The organism is Streptomyces sp. NBC_01808, assembly GCF_035917395.1.
Classification (GTDB): Bacteria; Actinomycetota; Actinomycetes; order Streptomycetales; family Streptomycetaceae; genus Streptomyces.
This window is the reverse complement of the sequence record NZ_CP109072.1, coordinates 6,373,317-6,393,377: the sequence shown is the minus strand read 5'-3', so window position 1 is coordinate 6,393,377 and position 20,061 is coordinate 6,373,317. Positions and strand designations below refer to the sequence as shown.

Sequence of the window (20,061 nt, the reverse complement as noted above, 5' to 3'; positions counted from 1 at the left end):
CGTCACGGGGCGCCGGAACAGGAAGACTTCCGTCGCCGCCCGCGGCCTCGCCGGTGCGGCCACTTCCCCGTCCTCGTACGAGATTGACAGCTCAAGCATCTCGCAACAAGCGAATCCATCGCTTGTACGCCATTCATCCACGGATTCAGTTTCCGAACCCTTGCGGCGGGCTCCGGCGCTCGGGCAGAGTGACAGCGTGGCCACACATGACAAGAAGCAGGCGGGCTCGGCGCTTGACGAGGTCTCGCTGAAGATCGTCGAGCAGTTGCAGCAGGACGGCCGCCGCTCGTACGCCGCGATAGGCAAGGCCGTCGGCCTGTCCGAGGCGGCCGTGCGCCAGCGGGTGCAGAAGCTGCTGGAGCAGGGCGTCATGCAGATCGTCGCCGTCACCGACCCGCTGACGGTCGGCTTCATGAGACAGGCGATGATCGGCATCACCGTCGACGGCGACGTCGAGCCGGTCGCGGACGCGCTGGCCGGCCTCGACGAGGTCGACTACGTGGTGGTGACCGCCGGTTCCTTCGACCTGCTCGCCGAAGTCGTCTGCCACGACGACGCCCACCTGCTGGAGCTCATCAACAAGCGGATCCGGGCGCTGCCCGGCGTCCGCGCCACGGAGAGCTTCGTGTACCTGAAGCTGCGCAAGCAGACCTACTCGTGGGGAACCTGATAACCGTGAGCAAGGACAGCACCGCCGCATCCGGCGCCACCCCCTCGGCCACCTCGAAGGCCGCGTACGACCACCTGTGGATGCACTTCACCAGGATGTCGTCGTACGAGAACGCCCCCGTGCCCACCATCGTCCGCGGCGACGGCGCGTACATCTACGACGAGACGGGCAAGCGCTACCTCGACGGCCTCGCCGGCCTGTTCGTGGTGCAGGCCGGACACGGCCGCACCGAGCTGGCCGAGGCCGCCGCCAAGCAGGCCGCGGAGCTGGCGTACTTCCCGATCTGGTCCTACGCCCACCCCAAGGCCGTCGAGCTCGCCGAGCGGCTCGCGGACGGCGCCCCCGGCGACCTGAACAAGGTGTTCTTCTCCACCGGCGGCGGCGAGGCGGTCGAGACCGCCTGGAAGCTGGCCAAGCAGTACTTCAAGCTCACCGGCCGGCCCGGCAAGTACAAGGTGATCTCCCGCGCCGTCGCCTACCACGGCACCCCGCAGGGCGCCCTGTCCATCACCGGCCTGCCGGGGCTCAAGGCCCCCTTCGAGCCGCTGGTCCCCGGCGCCCACAAGGTCGCGAACACCAACATCTACCGCGCGGCCGGGCAGGGTGGTGCCCCCGAGGAGCCGGCGGCGTTCGGCCGCTGGGCCGCCGACCAGATCGAGCAGCAGATCCTCTTCGAGGGCCCTGAGACGGTCGCCGCGGTGTTCCTGGAGCCGGTGCAGAACGCCGGCGGCTGCTTCCCGCCGCCGCCCGGGTACTTCGCGCGGGTGCGGGAGATCTGCGACACGTACGACGTGCTGCTCGTCTCCGACGAGGTCATCTGCGCCTTCGGCCGGCTGGGCCACATGTTCGGCTGCGACCGGTACGGCTACGTGCCCGACCTCATCACCTGCGCCAAGGGCCTGACCTCCGGCTACTCGCCGCTCGCCGCCTGCCTGGTCTCCGACCGCGTCGCCGAGCCCTTCTACGCCGGCGGCAACACCTTCCCGCACGGCTACACCTTCGGCGGCCACCCCGTCTCCTGCGCGGTCGCCCTCGCCAACCTCGACATCTTCGACCGCGAGGACCTCTACGGCCACGTACGCGCCAACGAGGACGCGTTCCACGCCACCCTGCGCCGGCTGCTCGACCTGCCGATCGTCGGCGACGTGCGCGGCAGCGGCTTCTTCTACGGCATCGAGCTGGTGAAGGACAAGGCCACCAAGGAGACCTTCACGGCCGAGGAGACCGAGCGGGTCCTGTACGGCTTCCTCTCCCGGGCGCTCTTCGAGAACGGCCTGTACTGCCGCGCCGACGACCGCGGCGACCCGGTGGTGCAGCTCGCCCCGCCGCTCGTCGCCGACCAAGGGGTCTTCGACGAGGCGGAGCAGATCCTGCGGGGCGTCCTCACCGACGCCTGGGCGCAGCTCTGACGCTGCCCGCCCCGGTGCGCGCGCCGGGCGGTCCGTCCGTACGAGCGGACCCCCCGGCGCGCCGCCCGCCGCCTCACCTGCGGTTCCGCCGCCCCTTCCTAGGGTGCGAGTGACCGGAGCCCCGCCGTCCTCGTTCCACCACCGTGGGGACACAAGGGGACCCAGGGAAAGAGGTGTGCGATGACCGCGGCGACCACTCGGACCGCCCCACCCGACAACGACGTGCTGTGGGCCCGCTCCCTGCACTACGCCCACGGCGGCACCCCGGCGCTGGCCGGGGTCTCGCTGGGCGTCGCGCAGGGCGAGATCCTCGCCGTCACCGGGCCGCGCGGCAGCGGCAAGACGACGCTGCTGAAGTGCCTGTCCGGGCAACTGCTGCCCCAGCAGGGCGAGGTGTGGTTCAACAGCGGCCCCGTGCACACCCTGTCGAGCGGCGCCCGCGAGCGGCTGCGCCGGGACCGCTTCGGCTGGATCGGCACCCGCCCCGAGCTGGTCCCGGAGCTGACCGCCTGGGAGAACGCGGCGCTGCCGCTGCTGCTGGCCGGCGATTCGCACCGGGCGGCGCGGCGCGCGGCGATGGACTGGCTGGAGCGCCTCGACGCGGCCGACATCGCGCGCTGCCGGCCCGCGGTGCTGCCGCAGGAGCAGCGCCAGCGGGTCGCCATCGCCCGCGCGCTGGTCGCCGGGCCCGACGTGGTCTTCGCCGACGAGCCGACCGCGCCGCTGCGGCGGGCGGAGGGGGTGCAGGCGCTGCGTACGCTCGTCGCGGCGGCGCGCTCGCACGGGATCAGCGTCGTGCTCGCCGGGCCGGAGGGCGACGCGGCCGTCACGGGGGCGGCGGACCGGACGTTCCCGCTGGTCGACGGGCGCCGGGCGAGCGGGGCGCGGACGGCGGCGGAGGTCGCGGGGTACGGGGACGGGGCGGCGGACCCGGGGGCAGCGGGTCCCGCGGGGGCTTCGGGGCCTGCGGGGCCTGCGGGGCCTGCGGAGAACTCGGAGGACTCGTGCTCAGTCTCCGCCTAGCCCGCGGCTCCCACCCGCTGGTCCTGCTGCGCCGGCTGCTCGTCGCGTGCGCCTCGGCAGGCGTCGGCTTCCTGCTGCTGACCGCCCTGGGCCACGCCTCGCCCGAGCAACTGCTGTGGTGCGCGGCGCCGCTGGCGGCCACCGTCCAGTTCGCGGTGGCCGTGGCCCGTACCGACCCGCACGCCAGGCCGTCGCAGGCGCTCTCCTCCGCGGGCTTCGGCCCGGCCGCGGCGCCGGCGGTCGCCGCGGTGACGACGGCGGTGTCGTGCCTGCTGGGCAGCGCGCTGGCGCTGCTGTTCTTCCTGCACCTGCGCGGCGAGTTGTCGGGGCTGCCCTTCGACGGCGCCGCCGCCGCGCTCCTCGGCGCCGGCGGCCCGCTGCCCGTCGTCGGCGCGCTCACGCTGCTCGCCTGCGTACCGGCGCTGGCCGCGGCGGCGAGCGCGGCGAGCCTGCGCCCGCGGCGTACGGCCGCGCAGGGCTCCGCCGCGGCGGCGGCCCGGCTGCGGGCCCGGCGCGAGGCGGCGGACGCGACCGGGGTGGCCCTGGCCGCACCGCGGCCGGTCGGCGACGACCCGCCGGTCCCCGCCGACCTGCCGTGGGGCACCGCGTTGGCGACGACGGGCCTGGCCCTCGGCGCGTACGCGGGCAGCTTCGCGAGCGCCGGCGACAGCGCGGCGCTGAAGCTGCCGCTGCCCGGCGGCTCCGGCGACGCGGCGCCCGCGGTCGTCGCGAGCTGGGCCCTGATCACGGCGGGCCTGATCCTCGCGGGCCCCGGCATCGTCCACCTCTGCGGCCGGCTGCTGTGCGCACTGCGCCCGGGTGCGCTGCGGCTGCTCGCCGGGCGGGTGCTCCAGCAGGAGGCACGCCGGGTGGGCCGCCCGCTGGCCGCGCTGGGCGCGGTGGCGGCGGGCGGGGTGCTGTGCACGCTGGTGTGGCCGGACGGCGACGACGCCCGGTCGCTGGGCCCGTTGACGGTGCTGGGCGCGGCCCTGGTGGTGGGCTGCGCGGTGGCGACGGCGTGCATGGCGGCGCTGGAGTCCACACGCGCCCGCACCCACGCCACGACGGCCCTCCTCCGCCTCGGCGCTTCCCCCCGCCTGCTGCGCCGCGCGGCGCTGCTCCGCACGACGGTCCTCCTGGCGGTCTTCGCCCCCCTGGCCCTGGCCCTGGGCGAACTGGCGTCACTGCCGCTGCGGTAGGGACGGCGGAGGGGCCTTCCTCCCCTGTGCGGGGGACTCCCCCGTCCCCCGCGTGAGCACCCGCGGTTCGCTCGGGCGCGTGACGACCCGGGGGGTGGCCGCTGCCTAGCCTCCCCGCATGACGACGTACGGAGACATCCGCGCCCGGCGCCTCCTCGCCGCCCTGCTCGGGCTGGTGCTGCCGGCGGCGCTGGCCGCGTGCGGGGCGGACCGTGACCGGGACCGGGACGTGCGGGACGACGGCGCCGCCGGGATACCCACGCAAGGCCGCGCCGACGACCCCGCGACCCGCGCCGTGGAGGAGTACCTCGACGAGGTGTGGCCGGAAGACGCGCCCGGCACCGTCGTCGCCGCCCGCGGCGGCGCCTCGGTGACCTGCTCGGGACGCGGACCCGCCGGCCCCGGGACCGGTGCGCGCGCGGGCTGCGACACCGTGTACGACATCGCGTCGATGACGAAGCAGTTCACCGCCGCCGCGATCGTCAAGCTCCAGACCGAGGGGAAGCTGCGCGTCACCGACCCCCTCTCCCGCCACCTCGGCGGCGTGCCCGCGGGCAAGCGCGGCATCACCCTGCACCACCTCCTCACCCACACCGCGGGACTGCCCGAGTCCCTCGGCGACGACTACGACCCGCTCTCCCGCGCCGAGTTGGTCTCCGGCGCCCTCGCCGCCCCGCTCCAGTCGCCGCCCGGCGAGCGCTACGCGTACTCCAACACCGGCTACAGCCTCCTCGCCGCCGTCGTGGAGGAGGCGTCCGGCACCGGCTACGAGTCGTACCTCGCCGGCCACCTCTTCCGCCCCGCCGGCATGACCGGCACCGGCTACGTCCTCCCCGACTGGGACCAGGACCGTATCGCCGTCGAGTACGACCGCAAGGGCCGCCCGCAGGGCAGGCCGATGGACCACCCCTGGGCCGGCGAAGGACCGTACTGGAACCTCCGCGGCAACGGCGGCATGCTCTCCACCGCCCGCGACATGCTCCGCTGGCACCGCGCCCTCCTCGGCGACCGCGTCCTGCCCGGGAAGGCGAGGAAGCTGCTGTTCACGCGGTACGTCCCGGAAGGCGGCGGCGCCGGGTCCTTCTACGGCTACGGCTGGAGCCTGCTCGACCTCGGCGGCGCCCCCGTCGCCACCCACGACGGCGGCAACGAGTGGTCCTCGGGGCGCGTCGCCCGCTTCCTGGACGACGGCACGCTGGTCTTCTGGATCAGCAACGCCGCGACCCGCGCCGGCGCGTGGGATCTCCCGGCCCTGGACAGGGAGTTGACGACGGGAATCGCCGAACGGGTGCGCGACGGCGCCTAGTGTGGGCGCATGCCGCACTCCCCTTTCGAGATCGAGTCCCTGGCCGAGTTCGACGCCGCCGTCGCCTCCGGTTCCATCAGCGGGTTCCGCGTGCAGTCCGTCGATCTGACGGACCGCACGCGGCTGCTGCTCACCGCGGACGTGCACGGCGCGGTGTTCCTCGGCTGCCCGATGGCCGAGGAGGCGGCGCACCGCGTGCAGCGCGACGGCGCGCTGGTCTTCCCCGTCGTGCCGGATCTGCCGTTCGATCCGTACCGGGGCGCGCTCTACACGCCGGACGAGCTGTTCGCGGGCCTGGCGCGGGGGTACGAGCAGACGCCGGACGCCCGCTCGTACGCCTGGTTCCAGCGCACCCGCGCCGAGCACGACATCTTCGCCGCCGTCATACGCGGCATGCACGACGAGTCGATGTCCAACGCGCTGGACGAGCGGCTGCGCGCCTGCCGCCCCGTCGTCGGTGTCATGGGCGGGCACGCGCTGGAGCGCGGCGGCGAGGACTACGCGGGCGCGGCCCGGCTGGGCCGGGCGCTGGTGCGCGCCGGGTTCGACGTGGCCACGGGCGGCGGTCCAGGTGCGATGGAGGCGGCCAACCTGGGCGCGTACGCGGCGGAGTTCGACGACGCGATGCTGGACGAGGCGGTGCGGATGCTCGGCAAGGCGCCGTCGTTCACGCCCTCGGTGGCCCAGTGGGCCGAAGCGGCGTTCGCGGTACGGGAGCGGTGGCCGGGCGGCGGCGACTCGATCGGCATCCCCACCTGGTTCTACGGCCACGAGCCGCCGAACGCCTTCGCGGGGCACATCGCGAAGTACTTCGCGAACGCGCTGCGCGAGGACGGGCTGCTGGCCCGCAGCACCGCGGGCGTGGTGTTCCTGCCGGGCGCGGCGGGCACGGTGCAGGAGATCTTCGACGCGGCGACGCCCAACTACTACGGGTCGCGCGGCGAGCCGCGGCCGATGGTGCTGGTGGGCCGCGCCCACTGGTCGGTGCGGCTGCCGGCGTGGCAGTTGCTGTCGGCGCTGGCGGACGGCCGGCCGATGGCGCCGCGGATCGCGCTGGTCGACGCGGTGGAGGAGGCGCCGGAGGCGCTGCTGAGGCTGGGCGCCGCGGGCTAGGACGCGGCTTCCGCGCCCTGCCCGGCGTGCCGTTCGGCGTGCCCTCCGGCGTCCGGGTCCGGCGGCAGCGTGACCGTCACCGTGAGCCCGCCGCCGTCGCGGGGCGGGCGACCGCGTCCCCGCCGTGGGCGCGCGCGACGGCCCGTACGATCGACAGCCCCAGCCCGGCCCCGCCGCTCGTGACCAGCCGGTCGGCGCCGAGGCGGCGGAACGGCTCGAAGAGGGCGGGGATCTCGTACGGGGGCACAGTGGCCCGCGCGGCGGCGGGCGACCCGCCGCTGCTGCGCGCGGACGAGCCGACGGGGGCGCTGGACACGGCGTCGGGCGCGGGGGTGGTGGAGCTGCTGCGGGAGCTGAACGGAGCGGGGACGACGGTGGTGGTGATCACGCACGAGCGGGAGCTGGCGGCGGCGCTGCCGCGGCAGGTGCGGTTGCGGAGGGGCACAGCCCGGGCGGAAAGGGTCTCAGCCCGACGCGGCCCGGGCCACGGCCCAGGGCGCAGCCCGAGGCCCCGGCGGGCAGCCCCGAGCGGGCCCCAGGGCGCAGCCCGCGGGGGCCGGGGGAGCAGCCCCATGGAGGTCCGGGGCACAGCCCCGAGCGGGGTCCGGAGCGCAGCCCCGCGGGGGTCTCGGGGGCGGAGCCCCTGAGTTTCGGGAAGGGGCGGGGTCGGGGAACACCCCCCGGCAGCCGCGCCCGCCTCACCCTCCCAGTACCACCACCTCCGACGGCTCGAACTCCACCCCCACCCGGTCCCCCACCTCCGGTGCACCCCGCAGTGCCACCGACGACTCCAACTCCGGTCCCGTGTCCGGTCGCAGCGTCAGCAGTACGTGGTCCCCCCGGAACGTCCGCCCCACCACCGCGCAGTCCAGCCCCGTGCCCGCCGGGCAGACCCGCACCCCCGCCGGCCGTATCAGCAGCGGGCGCTCCCCCGACACCCCGGAGTCGGCCACCCCCACCCGCCCCCACGGCGTCTCCGCCGCCGATCCGCGCACCGTCCCCCGTACCACGTTCGCAAACCCCAGGAACCGCGCCACGAACTCGTCCGCCGGCCGCTCCCACACCTCCACCGGCGTGCCGGTCTGCGCCACGCGCCCCTCCCGCATCACCACCACCCGGTCGGAGAGCGCGAACGCCTCCCCCTGGTCGTGCGTGACCGCCAGCACCGTCGTGCCCAGGCGTCCGAAGAGCTGCCGCAGCTCCACCACCAGCCGCTCCCGCAGCGAGCGGTCCAACTGCCCCAGCGGCTCGTCCAGCATCAGCAGTTGCGGCGACGGCGCCAGCGCCCGCGCCAGCGCCACCCGCTGCTGCTCCCCGCCCGACAGCGCCCCCACCGCCCGCCGCTGCGCCCCCGGCAGCCCGACGAGCGACAGCAGTTCGGCCACCCGCTCCCGGGCCGCCGCCCGTGAGGCCCCGTGCATGCGAAGGCCGAAGGAGACGTTCCCGCCCACGTCCCGGTGCGGGAACAACTGCTGGTCCTGGAACATCAGCCCCACCCCCCGCCGGTGCGCCGGCACCCCGGCCAGGTCCCGCCCGCCGAGCAGCACCCGCCCGCCGGCGACGGGCTGCAGCCCGGCCACCGCCCGCAGCAGCGTGGACTTGCCGCTGCCGCTGGGCCCGAGGACGCTGACGATCTCGTGGTCCGCGACGTCGAGGGCGATCCCGTCGACCGCCGCGCGGGCGCCGTAGCGCACGGTGACGTCGTCGAGTACGAGCATCAGAACTCTCCCGCCTGGTTCTTACGGACCCGTTCCAGCAGCAGCAGCGAGGCCGCGCACACCGCCATGAGGATGGTGCTCAGCGCCATCGCCTGCCCGTAGTTGGTCTCGCCGGCCCGCCCGAGGAGCCGCGCGACGGCGACGGGCAGCGTCGGCCGGTCGGGCCCGGCGATGAAGACGGTCGCCCCGAACTCGCCGAGGGAGACCGCGAACGCGAAGCCGGCGGCGACGAGCACCGCCCGCCGCACCAGCGGCAGGTCGACCTCCCGCCAGGCCCGCAGCGGTGACGCCCCGAGCACGGCGGCGGCCTCCCGCAGCCGGTCGTCGACGGCGCGCAGCACGGGCAGCATGGTCCGTACGACGAAGGGGACGCCGACCAGTGCCTGCGCGAGCGGCACGAGGATCCAGGAGGACCTGAGGTCGAGCGGCGGGCTGTCGAGGGCGATGAGGAAGCCGAAGCCGACGGTGACGGCGGAGGTGCCCAGCGGCAGCATCAGCAGCGCGTCGAAGCCGCGGACGAGGGGCCCGGCGCGGCGGGTGACGGCGGCCGCGGCGAGGCCGCCGACGACGACGGCGATGACGGTGGCGACGGCGGCGTAGGCGAGGGAGTTGCCGACGGCTTCCAGCGGCGGGACGGCGAACGTGCCGTCGCTCTCCTGGAGCGCGCGGTAGAAGCCGAGGCCGTGGCCGCCGGGGGTGGCGAAGGAGCGTTCGACGAGGACGGCGAGCGGCGCGAGGAGCAGCACGGCGACGACGGCGACGACGCCGCCGAGGAGGGCGTGTTCGCCGGCGCCGCGGGGGCGGCGGGCGGTGGTCTCGGGGGCGACGAGGCGCAGCGCGGTCTCCCGGCGGCGTACGGTCCAGGCGTGCACGGCCAGGACGGCGGCGACGGCGGCGAGTTGGAGGAGGGAGAGGACCGCGGCGGTGGGCAGGTCGAGGAAGTCGGCGGTCTGGCGGTAGATCTCCACTTCGAGGGTGGCGTAGGCGGGGCCGCCGAGGATCTGGATGACGCCGAAGGAGGTGAAGGTGAAGAGGAAGACCATGAGGGCCGCGGCGGCGACGGCGGGCCCGAGCGCGGGCAGGGTGACGTGCCGCCAGGCGGCGAGGCGGCCGGCGCCGAGGACGCGGGCGGCTTCTTCCTGGCGCGGGTCGAGTTGGGCCCACAGGCCGCCGACGGTCCGTACGACGACGGCGAAGTTGAAGAAGACGTGGGCGAGGAGGATGGCCCACACGGTGGTGTCCAGCCGTACGCCCCACCAGCCGTCGAGGACGCCGCCGCGGCCGGTGAGCGCGAGGAAGGCGGAGCCGACGACGACGGTGGGCATCACGAACGGGACGGTGACCAGGGCGCGCAGCAGTTGCTTGCCGGGGAAGTCGAAGCGGGCGAAGACGTACGCGGCGGGCAGCGCGAGGACGAGGGTGAGCCCGGTGGAGGCGGCGGCCTGCCAGAGGGTGAACCACAGGACGCCGAGGATGTCCGGGTCGCCGAGGACGTCGGGGATGCGGCCGAACTGCCAGCGGCCGCCTTCGCGCAGGCCGCGGGCGACGATGGCGCCGACGGGGTAGGCGAAGAAGACGCCGAGGAACGCGGCGGGTACGGCCATGAGCGCGAGCCGCCCGGCCGCCCCGCGTATCCGGCGGCGGCCCGCGCCCGTGGCCGGTCCCGTTGACGTGCCCGTTCCCGGTCCCGGTCCCGTGTCTCCCTTGCCGCGGTCCGCGGCCCGGGTCACTTCACGACCAGCGAGGTCCACGTCTTGATCCACTGCTCCCGGTTGTCGTCGACGGCCGCCGGGTCGAGGGTGTGGGGGTCGGCGATCTCCTGGCCGTAGCGGGTGAAGACCTCGGGCAGTTCGGTGTTCTCGCGCACGGGGTGGACGAACATGTTCAGCGGCATGTCCCGCTGGAACCGCTCGCCGATGAGGAAGTCGATGAGGGCCTTGCCGCCTTCGGCGTTGCCGGCGTTGGCGAGCAGCCCGGCGAACTCGATCTGGCGGAAGCAGGTGCCGGTGGACACGCCGGTGGTGGCTTCCTTCGGCCGGGACTCCATGTCGAGCACGGGCGGGCTGGAGGCGTACGAGACGACGAGCGGCTTGTCGCCCTTGCCGGCGCCGGAGAAGCGCTCGTAGTACGCCTGCTCCCAGCCGTCGACGACCTCGACGCCGTTGTCCCGCAGCTTGCCCCAGTAGTCCTCCCATCCGTCCTCGCCGTACTCGTCCGCGGTGGCGAGGAGGAAGGCCAGGCCCGGGGAGGAGGTGGCGGCGTTCTCGGTGACGAGGAGGTCCTTGTAGCGGGGGTCGGCGAGGTCGTCGAAGGTCTGCGGCGGGTCGAGGTTCTTCTCCTCGAAGTACGCGCGGTCGTAGTTGACGCACACGTCGCCGTAGTCGACGGGGGTGACGCGGTGTTCGTCCGCGTCGAGCTGGAGTTCCCCGGGTATGCGGTCGAGCCCCTTCGCCTCGTACGGCGTGAAGATCCCGTTGTCGAGGCCGCGGGAGAGGAGGGTGTTGTCGATGCCGAAGAAGACGTCGCCCTGGGGGTTGTCCTTGGACAGGACGGCCTGGTTGACCGCGGAGCCGGCGTCCTTGCCCTTGAGGATGTCGACCGTGTACCCGGACTGCTTCTCGAACGCCTTCAGTACGTCGTCGGAAACGGCGAAGGAGTCGTGTGTGACGAGGGTGACGCTCTTGTCGCCCGCGCCGGACCCGGATCCGTCGCCGGAGTCCGAGCCGCAGGCGGCCAGGCCCAGGGCGAGGGACGCGGCCAGGGCGGTGGTGACGATGCGCTTCATCGGGCTGCTTTCGTGGCGGCGGGCAGCCCGGGCAGCAGCAGAGTCTCGACCGAACTTCCTACCCAGAATGACCTGGGCGAGGTTCGAGGGTCTGCGGCCTGGACGGTGCCGCACTCTCAGCGCTGCGAGCGCTCCCCTGTCGGTGTGTACACCTGAACGGTATCAGGCGGGAGTGTCGGCCGCGGAGGCGGCGAGCTGCCCGCAGGCGCCCTCGATCTCCTGGCCCCGGGTGTCCCGTACGGTCACGGGCACGCCGTGGGCCTCCAGGGCGGCGACGAACGCCCGCTCGTCCTCGGGCCGGGAGGCGGTCCACTTGGAGCCGGGGGTGGGGTTGAGCGGGATGAGGTTGACGTGCGCGCGGCGGCCCTTGAGGAGGCGGCCGAGGAGGTCGGCGCGCCAGGCCTGGTCGTTGATGTCCTTGATCAGCGCGTACTCGATGGAGACGCGGCGGCCGGAGCGCGCCGCGTACTCCCAGGCGGCGTCGAGGACCTCGCGGACCTGCCAGCGGGTGTTGACGGGCACGAGGGTGTCGCGCAGTTCGTCGTCGGGCGCGTGCAGGGAGACGGCGAGGCGGCACTTGAGGCCCTCGTCGGCGAAGCGGAGCATGGCGGGCACGAGGCCGACCGTGGAGACGGTGATGCCGCGCTGGGAGAGCCCGAGCCCGTCGGGCTCGGGGTCGGTGAGGCGGCGGATGGCCGACAGCACGCGGTTGTAGTTCGCCAGCGGCTCGCCCATGCCCATGAAGACGATGTTGGACAGCCGCGCCGGCCCTCCGGGCACCTCGCCGTCGCGCAGGGCGCGCATGCCGTCGACGATCTGGTGGACGATCTCGGCGGTGGACAGGTTGCGGGTGAGCCCGGCCTGGCCGGTGGCGCAGAACGGGCAGTTCATGCCGCAGCCGGCCTGCGAGGAGATGCACATGGTGACGCGGTCGGGGTAGCGCATGAGCACCGACTCGACCAGCGTGCCGTCGAAGAGCCGCCACAGGGTCTTGCGGGTGGTGTCGCCGTCGCAGCTCAGATGCCGTACGACGGTCATCAGCTCGGGCAGCAGCCCCTCGGCGAGCTTCGCCCGGGACCCGGCCGGCACGTCGGTCCAGCCGGCCGGGTCGGTCGCGTAGCGCGCGAAGTAGTGGCGCGAGAGCTGCGCGGCACGGAACGGCTTCTCTCCCAGCTCGGCGACGGCGTCGCGGCGCTCGGCGGGGGTGAGGTCGGCTAGGTGCCGCGGCGGCTTCTTGGCACCACGGGGGACGGCGAAGGTGAGCTCTCCTGGCTTCGGCATAGCCGTACCAGTGTCGCAGACGGATTCACCCTCGCCCGCCTCATCCCCAAATGCCCCGATTCACCGACAAGAGCCCCCTGGCCGGCGCCCCGTGGCCGTCCCCCGGGGCGCCACACCGCCACCCGGCGACCCGTGACTGCCGCCCCTGGCAGCAAGACCGCCCGTGGGCGCGGCCGGGTCAGCCCGCGCCGACGAAGATCACCATCAGCAGCCACACCACCGGTGCCGTCGGCAGCAGGGAGTCCAGCCGGTCCATGATTCCGCCGTGGCCGGGGAGCAGCGTGCCCATGTCCTTGATGCCGAGGTCCCGTTTGATCATCGACTCGGCGAGGTCGCCGAGCGTCGCCGAGGCGGCTGCCGCGGCGCCCAGCAGGAGGCCCTGCCACCAGCGGCCGTCGTCGATGAGCAGTTCCATGCACACCGCGCCCGCCGCCATCGCGAAGGCCAGCGCGCCGCCCAGGCCCTCGCGGGTCTTGCCGGGGCTGATGCGCGGGGCGAGTTTGTTGCGGCCGAGCTTGTAGCCCACGGCGTACGCGCCGGTGTCGCTGATCACCGTGAGGATCAGGAACGTCAGCACCCGCTGCGGCCCGTCGCCGTCCGCGGCGAGCATCAGCGCGACGAAGGAGGCGAGGAACGGCACGTAGAACGCGGCGAAGACGCCGGCGGTGACGTCGCGGAGGTAGTCCTCCGCGGGGCCCGTCAGCCGCCAGACGGGGACGGCGAGGGCGGTGAGCGCGAGGGCCGCCCCGGCGCCCTCGGCGCCGCGCGCGTACCCGGCGATGACCATGGCGATGCCGCCGAGCACCAGCGGCACCAGCGGCGTGCGGATGCCGCGGCACTCCGCCAGCCGCGACGTCAGCTCCCACAGCCCGACCGCCACCGCGACGACGATGACGCCGAGGAAGAGCACCTTCACGACGAAGAGCGTGGCCAGCACGATGGCGCCGAGGCCGAGCCCGACGCCTATGGCCGCGCTGAGGTCCCGGCCGCCGCGGCGCCGCTTGGGGGCGGGCGGCGGCGGGGTGGAGGGATCGCCCGGGGCGCCGGATCCCCCGGAGGGACCTGGGGAGGGTTCGTCGGCAGGGGCGTCGCCGGACACGATGGGCATGCGCGGAGTCTGCGCCCTTTCACCCCCGCCGTACACGGGACCCGCCGGGGCCCCCCTGGAGGAGTCGTTCATCAGACCTCGAGCAGCTCTGCTTCCTTGTGCTTGAGCAGCTCGTCGACCTGGGCCACGTACTTGTGGGTGGTGTCGTCGAGCTCCTTCTCGCCGCGGCGGCCCTCGTCCTCACCGATCTCGCCGTCCTTGACGGCCTTGTCGATGGTCTCCTTGGCCTTGCGGCGTACGGAGCGGATGGCGATCCGCGCGTCCTCGCCCTTGGCCCTGGCGACCTTGATGAACTCCTTGCGGCGCTCCTCGGTGAGCTGCGGGAAGACCACCCGGATGATGTTGCCGTCGTTGGAGGGGTTGACGCCGAGGTCGGAGTCGCGGATCGCCTGCTCGATGTTGCGCAGGGCGCTCTTGTCGAACGGGGTCACCACCGCCATCCGCGGCTCCGGCACCGAGAACGACGCCAGTTGGTTGATGGGGGTCTGGGCCCCGTAGTAATCCGCCGTAATCTTGTTGAACATCGCCGGATGCGCCCGCCCGGTGCGGATCGCGGCGAGGTCCTCCTTGGCGACCACGACGGCCTTCTCCATCTTCTCCTCGGCTTCGAGGAGGGTCTCTTCGATCACCACTGGCTCCTGGTCTCATCTGTGAGCGGAACGGGAGTGCCCCCGTCCGCCCGTACCATGCCTGCACGGTGTCCGACCGGCAGGCCGTTGTCCATCCCTCAGACCCGGCTGCCGTGCGCGCTCACGAGCGTACCGATCTTCTCACCCCGCACCGCCCGGGCGATGTTGCCCGCCTTCAGCAGCTCGAAGACGAGGATGGGCAGTTCGTTGTCGCGGCACAGGGTGACGGCCGTGGCGTCGGCGACCTTGAGGTCACGGGTGATGACCTCGCCGTATCCGAGCGCGTCGAACTTCACCGCGTCGGGGTTCTTCTTGGGGTCGGCGTCGTAGACCCCGTCGACGCCGTTCTTGCCCATGAGCAGGGCCTCGGCGTGGATCTCCAGGGCGCGCTGCGCGGCGGTGGTGTCCGTGGAGAAGTACGGCATGCCCATGCCGGCGCCGAAGATGACGACGCGGCCCTTCTGCATGTGCCGGATGGCGCGCAGCGGGATGTACGGCTCGGCGACCTGGCCCATCGTGATCGCCGTCTGCACCCGGGAGTCGATGCCTTCCTTCTCCAGGAAGTCCTGCAGGGCAAGGCAGTTCATGACCGTGCCGAGCATGCCCATGTAGTCGGAGCGGGCCCGGTCCATGCCGCGCTGCTGCAGTTCGGCGCCGCGGAAGAAGTTGCCGCCCCCGATCACCACCGCGATCTCGTACCCGTCGCGGACGACGGCCGCGACCTCGCGGGCGATGGCGCGCACGACGTCCGGGTCGACGCCGAGGTCCCCGCCGCCGGAGAACGCCTCGCCGGACAGCTTCAGCAGGAATCGCGCGCTGTCCCTCTTCGTATGGTGGCCTTGGTCCGCCTTCTCCTGGTGGCCGTGGTCCGCGTCGGCGTCCTCGTTCATGAATTCTCCTCGTGCGCATGCGAAGGAGGCCATCGCCGTGGGGTTCTCATCCACCCATTCCCGGCAATGGCCTCCTCGTCACTTCCGCGGCCGGCGGCGGTCCCCCGCACCGGCCCGCAACAACTCAACCCGACCCTAGCGGGGCCGGTGGCCGTTCGCCGTACACCGTGCGCGCCGTACACCGCGGCGACCCGCCCCGGGGCGCGTCGGATCGCGGCGCGCGCCGTCCGGTCGCGCTTGCGCGCGCCGGGCGGCACGGTGCACGCCGGTGCTCAGGCGCCGACGCGGATGCGCGCGAAGCGGAACACCTGCGCGCCCGCCTCGTCGAGCACCTTCTTCACCGACTTCTTCGGGTCCTTGGCGAACGGCTGGTCCAGCAGCACGTTCTCCTTGAAGAAGCCGTTCACGCGGCCCTCGACGATCTTCGGCAGGGCGGCCTCCGGCTTGCCCTCCTCGCGGGAGGTGGCCTCGGCGACGCGGCGCTCGTTCTCCACCGTGTCGGCCGGGACCTCGTCGCGGGTCAGCCAGCGCGGGCTGAAGGCGGCGATGTGCTGCGCCACCTCCTTGGCCGTCTGCGGGTCGGCCTTGTCCAGCTCGACGAGCACGCCGACCTGCGGCGGCAGGTCGGGCATGGTGCGGTGCATGTACGTGCCCACGTAGGCGCCCTCGAAGCGCGCGAAGCGGTCGAGGACGATCTTCTCGCCGAGGGTGGCGTTGGCCTCGTCCACGTACGTCTGGACGGTCCTGCCGTCGATCTCGGAGGCGAGCAGCGCCTCCAGGTCGGCCGGCTTGCTGGCCGCGACGTGCTCGGCGAGGGCGTTGGCGACGGCGATGAACTTGTCGCCCTTGGCGACGAAGTCGGTCTCGCACTTCAGCTCCAGCAGGACGCCGGAGGAGTTGTCGTCGGCGATCAGGGAGACGACGGCGCCGTTCTCGGCGGAGCGGCCCTCACGCTTGGCGACGCCCTTCTGGCCCTTGACGCGGAGCAGCTCCACGGCCTTGTCGACGTCGCCCTCGGCCTCTTCCAGCGCCTTCTTGCAGTCCATCATGCCGGCGCCGGTGAGCTCCCGGAGCTTCTTGACGTCGGCGGCGGTGAAGTTCGCCATGATTCGGTGGTTTTCTCTTCTCGACGGGTGACTGGGATCGGCGGATCAGGCCTGCGGGGCTTCGCCGGCGGGCTCCGCGCCCTCGGCGGCCTCGGTGGCCTGCTCGGCGGCCGGGGCGGGGGTCTCGTCGGCCTGCTCGGCGTCGGCGACCTTGGCGGTCTCGGCGGAGGTCTGCACCTCGGCCTCGGCGGCGGCCTCGTCCGTCTTCTCGGCCGGGGCGGCCGGCGCGGTCTTGCCGTCCTTCTCGCCGGCGAGCAGGTCGCGCTCCCACTCGGCGAGCGGCTCGGCGTCGGCCTTGACGGCCTTCTCGTCACCGGTGGCGGCACCGGAGCGGGCGATCAGACCCTCGGCGACGGCGTCGGCGATGACGCGGGTCAGCAGCGTGACGGAGCGGATCGCGTCGTCGTTGCCCGGGATCTTGTAGTCGACCTCGTCGGGGTCGCAGTTGGTGTCGAGGATCGCGACGACCGGGATGCGCAGCTTGCGCGCCTCGCCGACGGCGATGTGCTCCTTCTTCGTGTCCACGATCCAGACGGCGCTGGGCACCTTCTGCATGTCGCGGATGCCGCCGAGGGTCTTCTCCAGCTTGGCCTTCTCGCGGGAGAGGACGAGCAGTTCCTTCTTGGTGAGGCCGGAGGCGGCCACGTCCTCGAAGTCGATGGCCTCAAGCTCCTTGAGGCGCTGCAGCCGCTTGTGGACCGTGGAGAAGTTGGTGAGCATGCCGCCCAGCCAGCGCTGGTTCACGTACGGCATGCCGACCCGGGTGGCCTGCTCGGCGATGGCTTCCTGGGCCTGCTTCTTCGTGCCCACGAACATGATGGTGCCGCCGTGCGCGACGGTCTCCTTCACGAACTCGTAGGCGCGGTCGATGTACGACAGCGACTGCAGGAGGTCGATGATGTAGATGCCGTTGCGCTCGGTGAAGATGAAGCGCTTCATCTTCGGGTTCCAACGGCGGGTCTGGTGCCCGAAGTGGACGCCGCTTTCCAGCAGCTCCCGCATCGTGACGACGGCCATGGCCGTACTCCTCGTGTGTCTCGGTTGTGCGCGGCAGCCGGCCGGCCACCGCTCCTGACGCCCCTGCGCGTCGCCCCTCCGGCGGGGAGCCGGGGGACCGAGTGACGCGGCCACCTTCAGGCAGGTGGCGGGGCGTGCGAAGTCGACCCGGAGAGCCGGGTCGCCACCAGAAGTGTACGGGACGGCATCACCCGCCTGCGCCACGGAGCCCGGTCCCCGGGCGGGTCTCCGGGCGGCCCCAGGACTCGGGTTGTCCACAACCCGCCGGTTATCCACAGAATCCGTCCATGATCCCCATACGTCTCGGCCCTCGGCCAGACTCCCCCCATGAACGGACGACGCGAACGCCGCGCGGCCGGCGAACGGAACGGGGCGGCTGCCGCCACGCGGCGGAGGGCGGACGCGACGGGAGCGCCGGCACGGTATGCGGCGCGGCCTGTGCCCGCGGCGGGGCGGCCGAGGCGCGTGGAGGGACGGCCGACGCCCGCGGCGGAGCGGCCGGCGTGCGCGGTGGGGCGGCCAGCGTGGGCGGCGGCGTGCGTCTCGGGCCGGCCCGCCGGCGTCTCCGGGCGCCGGTGGGGGCGCGTGCCGCGGTGGCCGCTCGCCGTCGGGCTCGCCGTGGCCCTGACGGCGGGCGCCTGGCCCGCACCCCCGTTCACGATGACCACCACGGTGGAGGAGGCGGGTGGGGAGGGGGCGGGGGCGGGGCGGGGGGAACGGGGGATACGGGAAGCGACAACGCCCGGCGGGCGGTCCCGTGGTCCGGGGCCGGCGGTGCCGCCGCCGGCACCGGCTCCGTCGACGGCCCAGGGGGTGGACGCGGTGTGGCCGGTTGACGGCGGGCCGCGGGGGCGGCCGGTGGTGGAGCGGGGGTTCGAGGCGCCGCGTTCGCCGTACGGCCCGGGCCATCGCGGGGTCGACCTGCGGGCCGCGGCCGGGCAGCCGGTGCGGGCCGCGGCGGCGGGGCGGGTGTCGTTCGCGGGCCGGGTGGCGGGGCGCGGGGTGCTGGCCGTCGACCACCCGGGCACGGGCCGCCCGCCGCTGCGCACCACGTACGAGCCGGTGGTGCCGGCCGTAATAAAGGGCGAGCGGGTCGGGAAAGGGCAGGTCATCGGACATCTGCAGGGCGGCGGGTACCACTGCGCGTCGGCCTGTCTGCACTGGGGGCTGCGCCGCGGCCCGGACTATCTCGACCCGCTGTCACTGCTGCCACCCCGGCTGCTCACCGCGGGCCATGCCCGGCTGCTGCCGGTGTTCGGCATCCCGCCGCCCGCGGGCGGCGGCTGACGCCGGGCCGGTGGCGGCGCCGTCAGCGTGCGGCGCCGCGGAGGGCTACGGCGACGGCCGTGTCGGCGACGGTCTCGGGGGCATCGGTGCCGAGTTCGGTGCGGCGGACGGCCGCGTCGACGACCCCCTGGAGCAGGGTGGCGGCGAGGCGGGGTTCGTCGTGGCCGAGGTCCGCCAGGGCCGCGACGACCATGGTGACGAGCCCGCCGTGCGCGGCGCGGATCTTCTCCCGGGCGCCGGCGTCGAGTTCGCCCGCGGAGATGGCGACGACGGCCCGATGGCGGCGGTCGCCGACCAGCGCGAGCTGGGTGCGTACGTACGCCTCGACCTTCGCCTCCGGGGTGTCGGCGCGCTCCATGGCCGCCTCCACCTCGGCGGCCCAGCGCGGGAAGTCGACGGCGCAGAGTTCCTCGACCACGGCGGCCCGGCTGCGGAAGTACTCGTACACGGACGAGCGTGCGAGGCCGGTGCGCTCGGCGAGCGCGGCGAAGTTCAGCGCTTCGGTGCCGCCTTCGCCGAGGAGTTCGCGCGCGGCGTCGAGCAGCGCGTCGTGCTGCATGGTCCGGTGCTCGGCCACGGAGGCCGCTCGAATCTTCGGCACGGTCCAACTTTAGACCGAGGAGGCCGTTCAGCCGCCCGAGTCGGCCAGCTTCGCCCGCAACTGCAGGACGGACTTGGTGTGGATCTGGCTGACCCTGCTCTCGGTGACGCCGAGCACCTGGCCGATCTCGGCGAGCGTGAGGCCCTCGTAGTAGTAGAGGGTGACGACGGTCTTCTCCCGGTCGGGCAGGGTGTTCACGGCGCGGGCGAGCAGCCGGCGCAGCTCGCGGTCCTCGGCGACCTCGACGGGGTCGTCGGCGGCGGTGTCCTCGAGGGTGTCCATGAGGCTGAGCCGGTCGCCGTTGTCGGAGCTGACGTGCAGCAGTTCTTCGAGGGCGACGACGTTGGCGAGGGAAAGCTGGCTGAAAACCCCGTGCAGCTCTTCGAGCTGGATGCCCATCTCGGCGGCGACCTCGGCTTCCGAGGGGGTGCGGCGGAGGGCGGCTTCGAGGGTGGCGTAGGCGCGTTCGACGGCGCGGGCCTTCTGCCGTACGGAGCGGGGGATCCAGTCCAGCGCCCGGAGTTCGTCGATCATCGCGCCGCGGATGCGGGTGATGGCGTACGTCTCGAACTTGATGGCGCGCTCGGGGTCGAACTTCTCGATGGCGTCGATGAGCCCGAAGACTCCGGAGGAGACGAAGTCGGCCTGTTCCACGTTGGACGGCAGGCCGACGCTGACGCGTCCCGCGACGTACTTCACCAGGGGCGAGTAGTGCAGGATGAGCTGCTCGCGCAGCCGGCCGTCACGCGTCTCCTTGTACGACCGCCACAGCTCGTCGACCGACGAGGGTGCTGTGCGTGATGCGGCACGGTCGGACCCGGAGATGTGCTGGGGCATGCGTCGTCGCCTTGAACCGTTCTGGTGGGGGACTGGGTTCGGTGTGGGGGGAGCGAGCGGGTGTGGGGAGGGAGCGGAGCGG

The 20,061-nt window shown here is 73.6% G+C and carries 18 protein-coding genes and 2 pseudogenes; 8 read left to right on the top strand and 12 right to left on the bottom strand.

What is annotated here, in order from left to right:
* Positions 1-196 precede the first annotated feature (196 nt).
* From OG946_RS28350 to OG946_RS28325, 6 genes are all read left to right on the top strand, one after another.
* A complete protein-coding gene (locus OG946_RS28350; protein ID WP_101426258.1) occupies positions 197-670 on the top strand; it encodes an Lrp/AsnC family transcriptional regulator in 474 nt (157 codons plus the stop codon).
* Complete coding sequence (locus OG946_RS28345) at positions 658-2,079, top strand: aspartate aminotransferase family protein (RefSeq protein WP_442814511.1); 1,422 nt, start codon at positions 658-660, stop codon at positions 2,077-2,079. The genes OG946_RS28350 and OG946_RS28345 overlap by 13 nt, the downstream gene beginning before the upstream one ends.
* A 180-nt stretch (positions 2,080-2,259) precedes the next feature.
* Positions 2,260-3,102 carry an ABC transporter ATP-binding protein gene (locus OG946_RS28340; RefSeq protein ID WP_326798801.1) on the top strand — a complete coding sequence of 281 codons (843 nt, stop codon included), beginning with the start codon at positions 2,260-2,262 and terminating at the stop codon, positions 3,100-3,102.
* The gene (locus OG946_RS28335; protein WP_326798800.1) at positions 3,084-4,301 is read left to right on the top strand and encodes a hypothetical protein; all 1,218 of its coding nucleotides are present in this window, start codon (positions 3,084-3,086) and stop codon (positions 4,299-4,301) included. The genes OG946_RS28340 and OG946_RS28335 overlap by 19 nt, the downstream gene beginning before the upstream one ends.
* Before the next feature lie 118 nt (positions 4,302-4,419).
* A complete protein-coding gene (locus OG946_RS28330) occupies positions 4,420-5,607 on the top strand; it encodes a serine hydrolase domain-containing protein (RefSeq protein ID WP_326798799.1) in 1,188 nt (395 codons plus the stop codon).
* 9 nt (positions 5,608-5,616) lie between these two features.
* Positions 5,617-6,720, top strand: a complete 1,104-nt coding sequence (locus OG946_RS28325) for an LOG family protein (protein WP_326798798.1) — start codon at positions 5,617-5,619, stop codon at positions 6,718-6,720.
* Here OG946_RS28325 and OG946_RS28320 read toward each other — a convergent pair.
* Positions 6,717-6,976: pseudogene (locus OG946_RS28320) on the bottom strand (ATP-binding protein); the annotation flags it as partial. The gene OG946_RS28325 and the pseudogene OG946_RS28320 sit on opposite strands and share 4 nt — an antisense overlap.
* On the opposite strand from OG946_RS28320, the pseudogene OG946_RS36215 reads away from it, so the two are divergent.
* Positions 6,969-7,163: pseudogene (locus OG946_RS36215) on the top strand (ABC transporter ATP-binding protein); the annotation flags it as partial. The pseudogenes OG946_RS28320 and OG946_RS36215 overlap by 8 nt on opposite strands.
* Before the next feature lie 255 nt (positions 7,164-7,418).
* Here OG946_RS36215 and OG946_RS28310 read toward each other — a convergent pair.
* From OG946_RS28310 to rpsB, 9 genes are all read right to left on the bottom strand, one after another.
* A complete protein-coding gene (locus OG946_RS28310; protein WP_326798797.1) occupies positions 7,419-8,438 on the bottom strand; it encodes an ABC transporter ATP-binding protein in 1,020 nt (339 codons plus the stop codon).
* Complete coding sequence (locus OG946_RS28305; RefSeq protein WP_326798796.1) at positions 8,438-10,042, bottom strand: ABC transporter permease; 1,605 nt, start codon at positions 10,040-10,042, stop codon at positions 8,438-8,440. Before OG946_RS28305 ends, OG946_RS28310 begins: the two co-directional genes overlap by 1 nt.
* Positions 10,043-10,164: 122 nt before the next feature.
* On the bottom strand, positions 10,165-11,223 hold the full coding sequence (locus OG946_RS28300) for a thiamine ABC transporter substrate-binding protein (protein WP_326798795.1): 1,059 nt from the start codon (positions 11,221-11,223) through the stop codon (positions 10,165-10,167).
* A gap of 162 nt (positions 11,224-11,385) precedes the next feature.
* Positions 11,386-12,504, bottom strand: coding sequence for a 23S rRNA (adenine(2503)-C(2))-methyltransferase RlmN (gene rlmN / locus OG946_RS28295; RefSeq protein WP_326798794.1), 1,119 nt, complete (start codon positions 12,502-12,504; stop codon positions 11,386-11,388).
* 178 nt (positions 12,505-12,682) lie between these two features.
* Positions 12,683-13,612: a phosphatidate cytidylyltransferase gene (locus OG946_RS28290; protein WP_326798793.1), complete on the bottom strand. Its 930-nt coding sequence runs from the start codon at positions 13,610-13,612 to the stop codon at positions 12,683-12,685.
* A 71-nt stretch (positions 13,613-13,683) separates the two neighbouring features.
* On the bottom strand, positions 13,684-14,241 hold the full coding sequence (frr, locus tag OG946_RS28285) for a ribosome recycling factor (protein ID WP_047018345.1): 558 nt from the start codon (positions 14,239-14,241) through the stop codon (positions 13,684-13,686).
* Positions 14,242-14,339: 98 nt separating this feature from the next.
* Positions 14,340-15,131 (bottom strand): UMP kinase, encoded by a 792-nt coding sequence (pyrH, locus tag OG946_RS28280; RefSeq protein ID WP_326798792.1) that lies wholly within the window; start codon positions 15,129-15,131, stop codon positions 14,340-14,342.
* Between the two features lie 272 nt (positions 15,132-15,403).
* Positions 15,404-16,237 carry a translation elongation factor Ts gene (tsf, locus tag OG946_RS28275; RefSeq protein ID WP_326798791.1) on the bottom strand — a complete coding sequence of 278 codons (834 nt, stop codon included), beginning with the start codon at positions 16,235-16,237 and terminating at the stop codon, positions 15,404-15,406.
* A gap of 45 nt (positions 16,238-16,282) precedes the next feature.
* Positions 16,283-17,254, bottom strand: coding sequence for a 30S ribosomal protein S2 (rpsB, locus tag OG946_RS28270; protein WP_326798790.1), 972 nt, complete (start codon positions 17,252-17,254; stop codon positions 16,283-16,285).
* Positions 17,255-18,076: 822 nt separating this feature from the next.
* Here rpsB and OG946_RS28265 point away from each other — a divergent pair.
* Positions 18,077-18,541, top strand: a complete 465-nt coding sequence (locus tag OG946_RS28265) for a murein hydrolase activator EnvC family protein (RefSeq protein WP_442814509.1) — start codon at positions 18,077-18,079, stop codon at positions 18,539-18,541.
* Between the two features lie 22 nt (positions 18,542-18,563).
* Here OG946_RS28265 and OG946_RS28260 read toward each other — a convergent pair whose 3' ends face one another.
* Together OG946_RS28260 and whiG are read right to left on the bottom strand one after the other, a co-directional pair.
* Complete coding sequence (locus OG946_RS28260; protein ID WP_326800387.1) at positions 18,564-19,118, bottom strand: TetR/AcrR family transcriptional regulator; 555 nt, start codon at positions 19,116-19,118, stop codon at positions 18,564-18,566.
* Between the two features lie 51 nt (positions 19,119-19,169).
* On the bottom strand, positions 19,170-19,979 hold the full coding sequence (gene whiG / locus OG946_RS28255; protein ID WP_047018340.1) for an RNA polymerase sigma factor WhiG: 810 nt from the start codon (positions 19,977-19,979) through the stop codon (positions 19,170-19,172).
* Between the last annotated feature and the right edge of the window lie 82 nt (positions 19,980-20,061).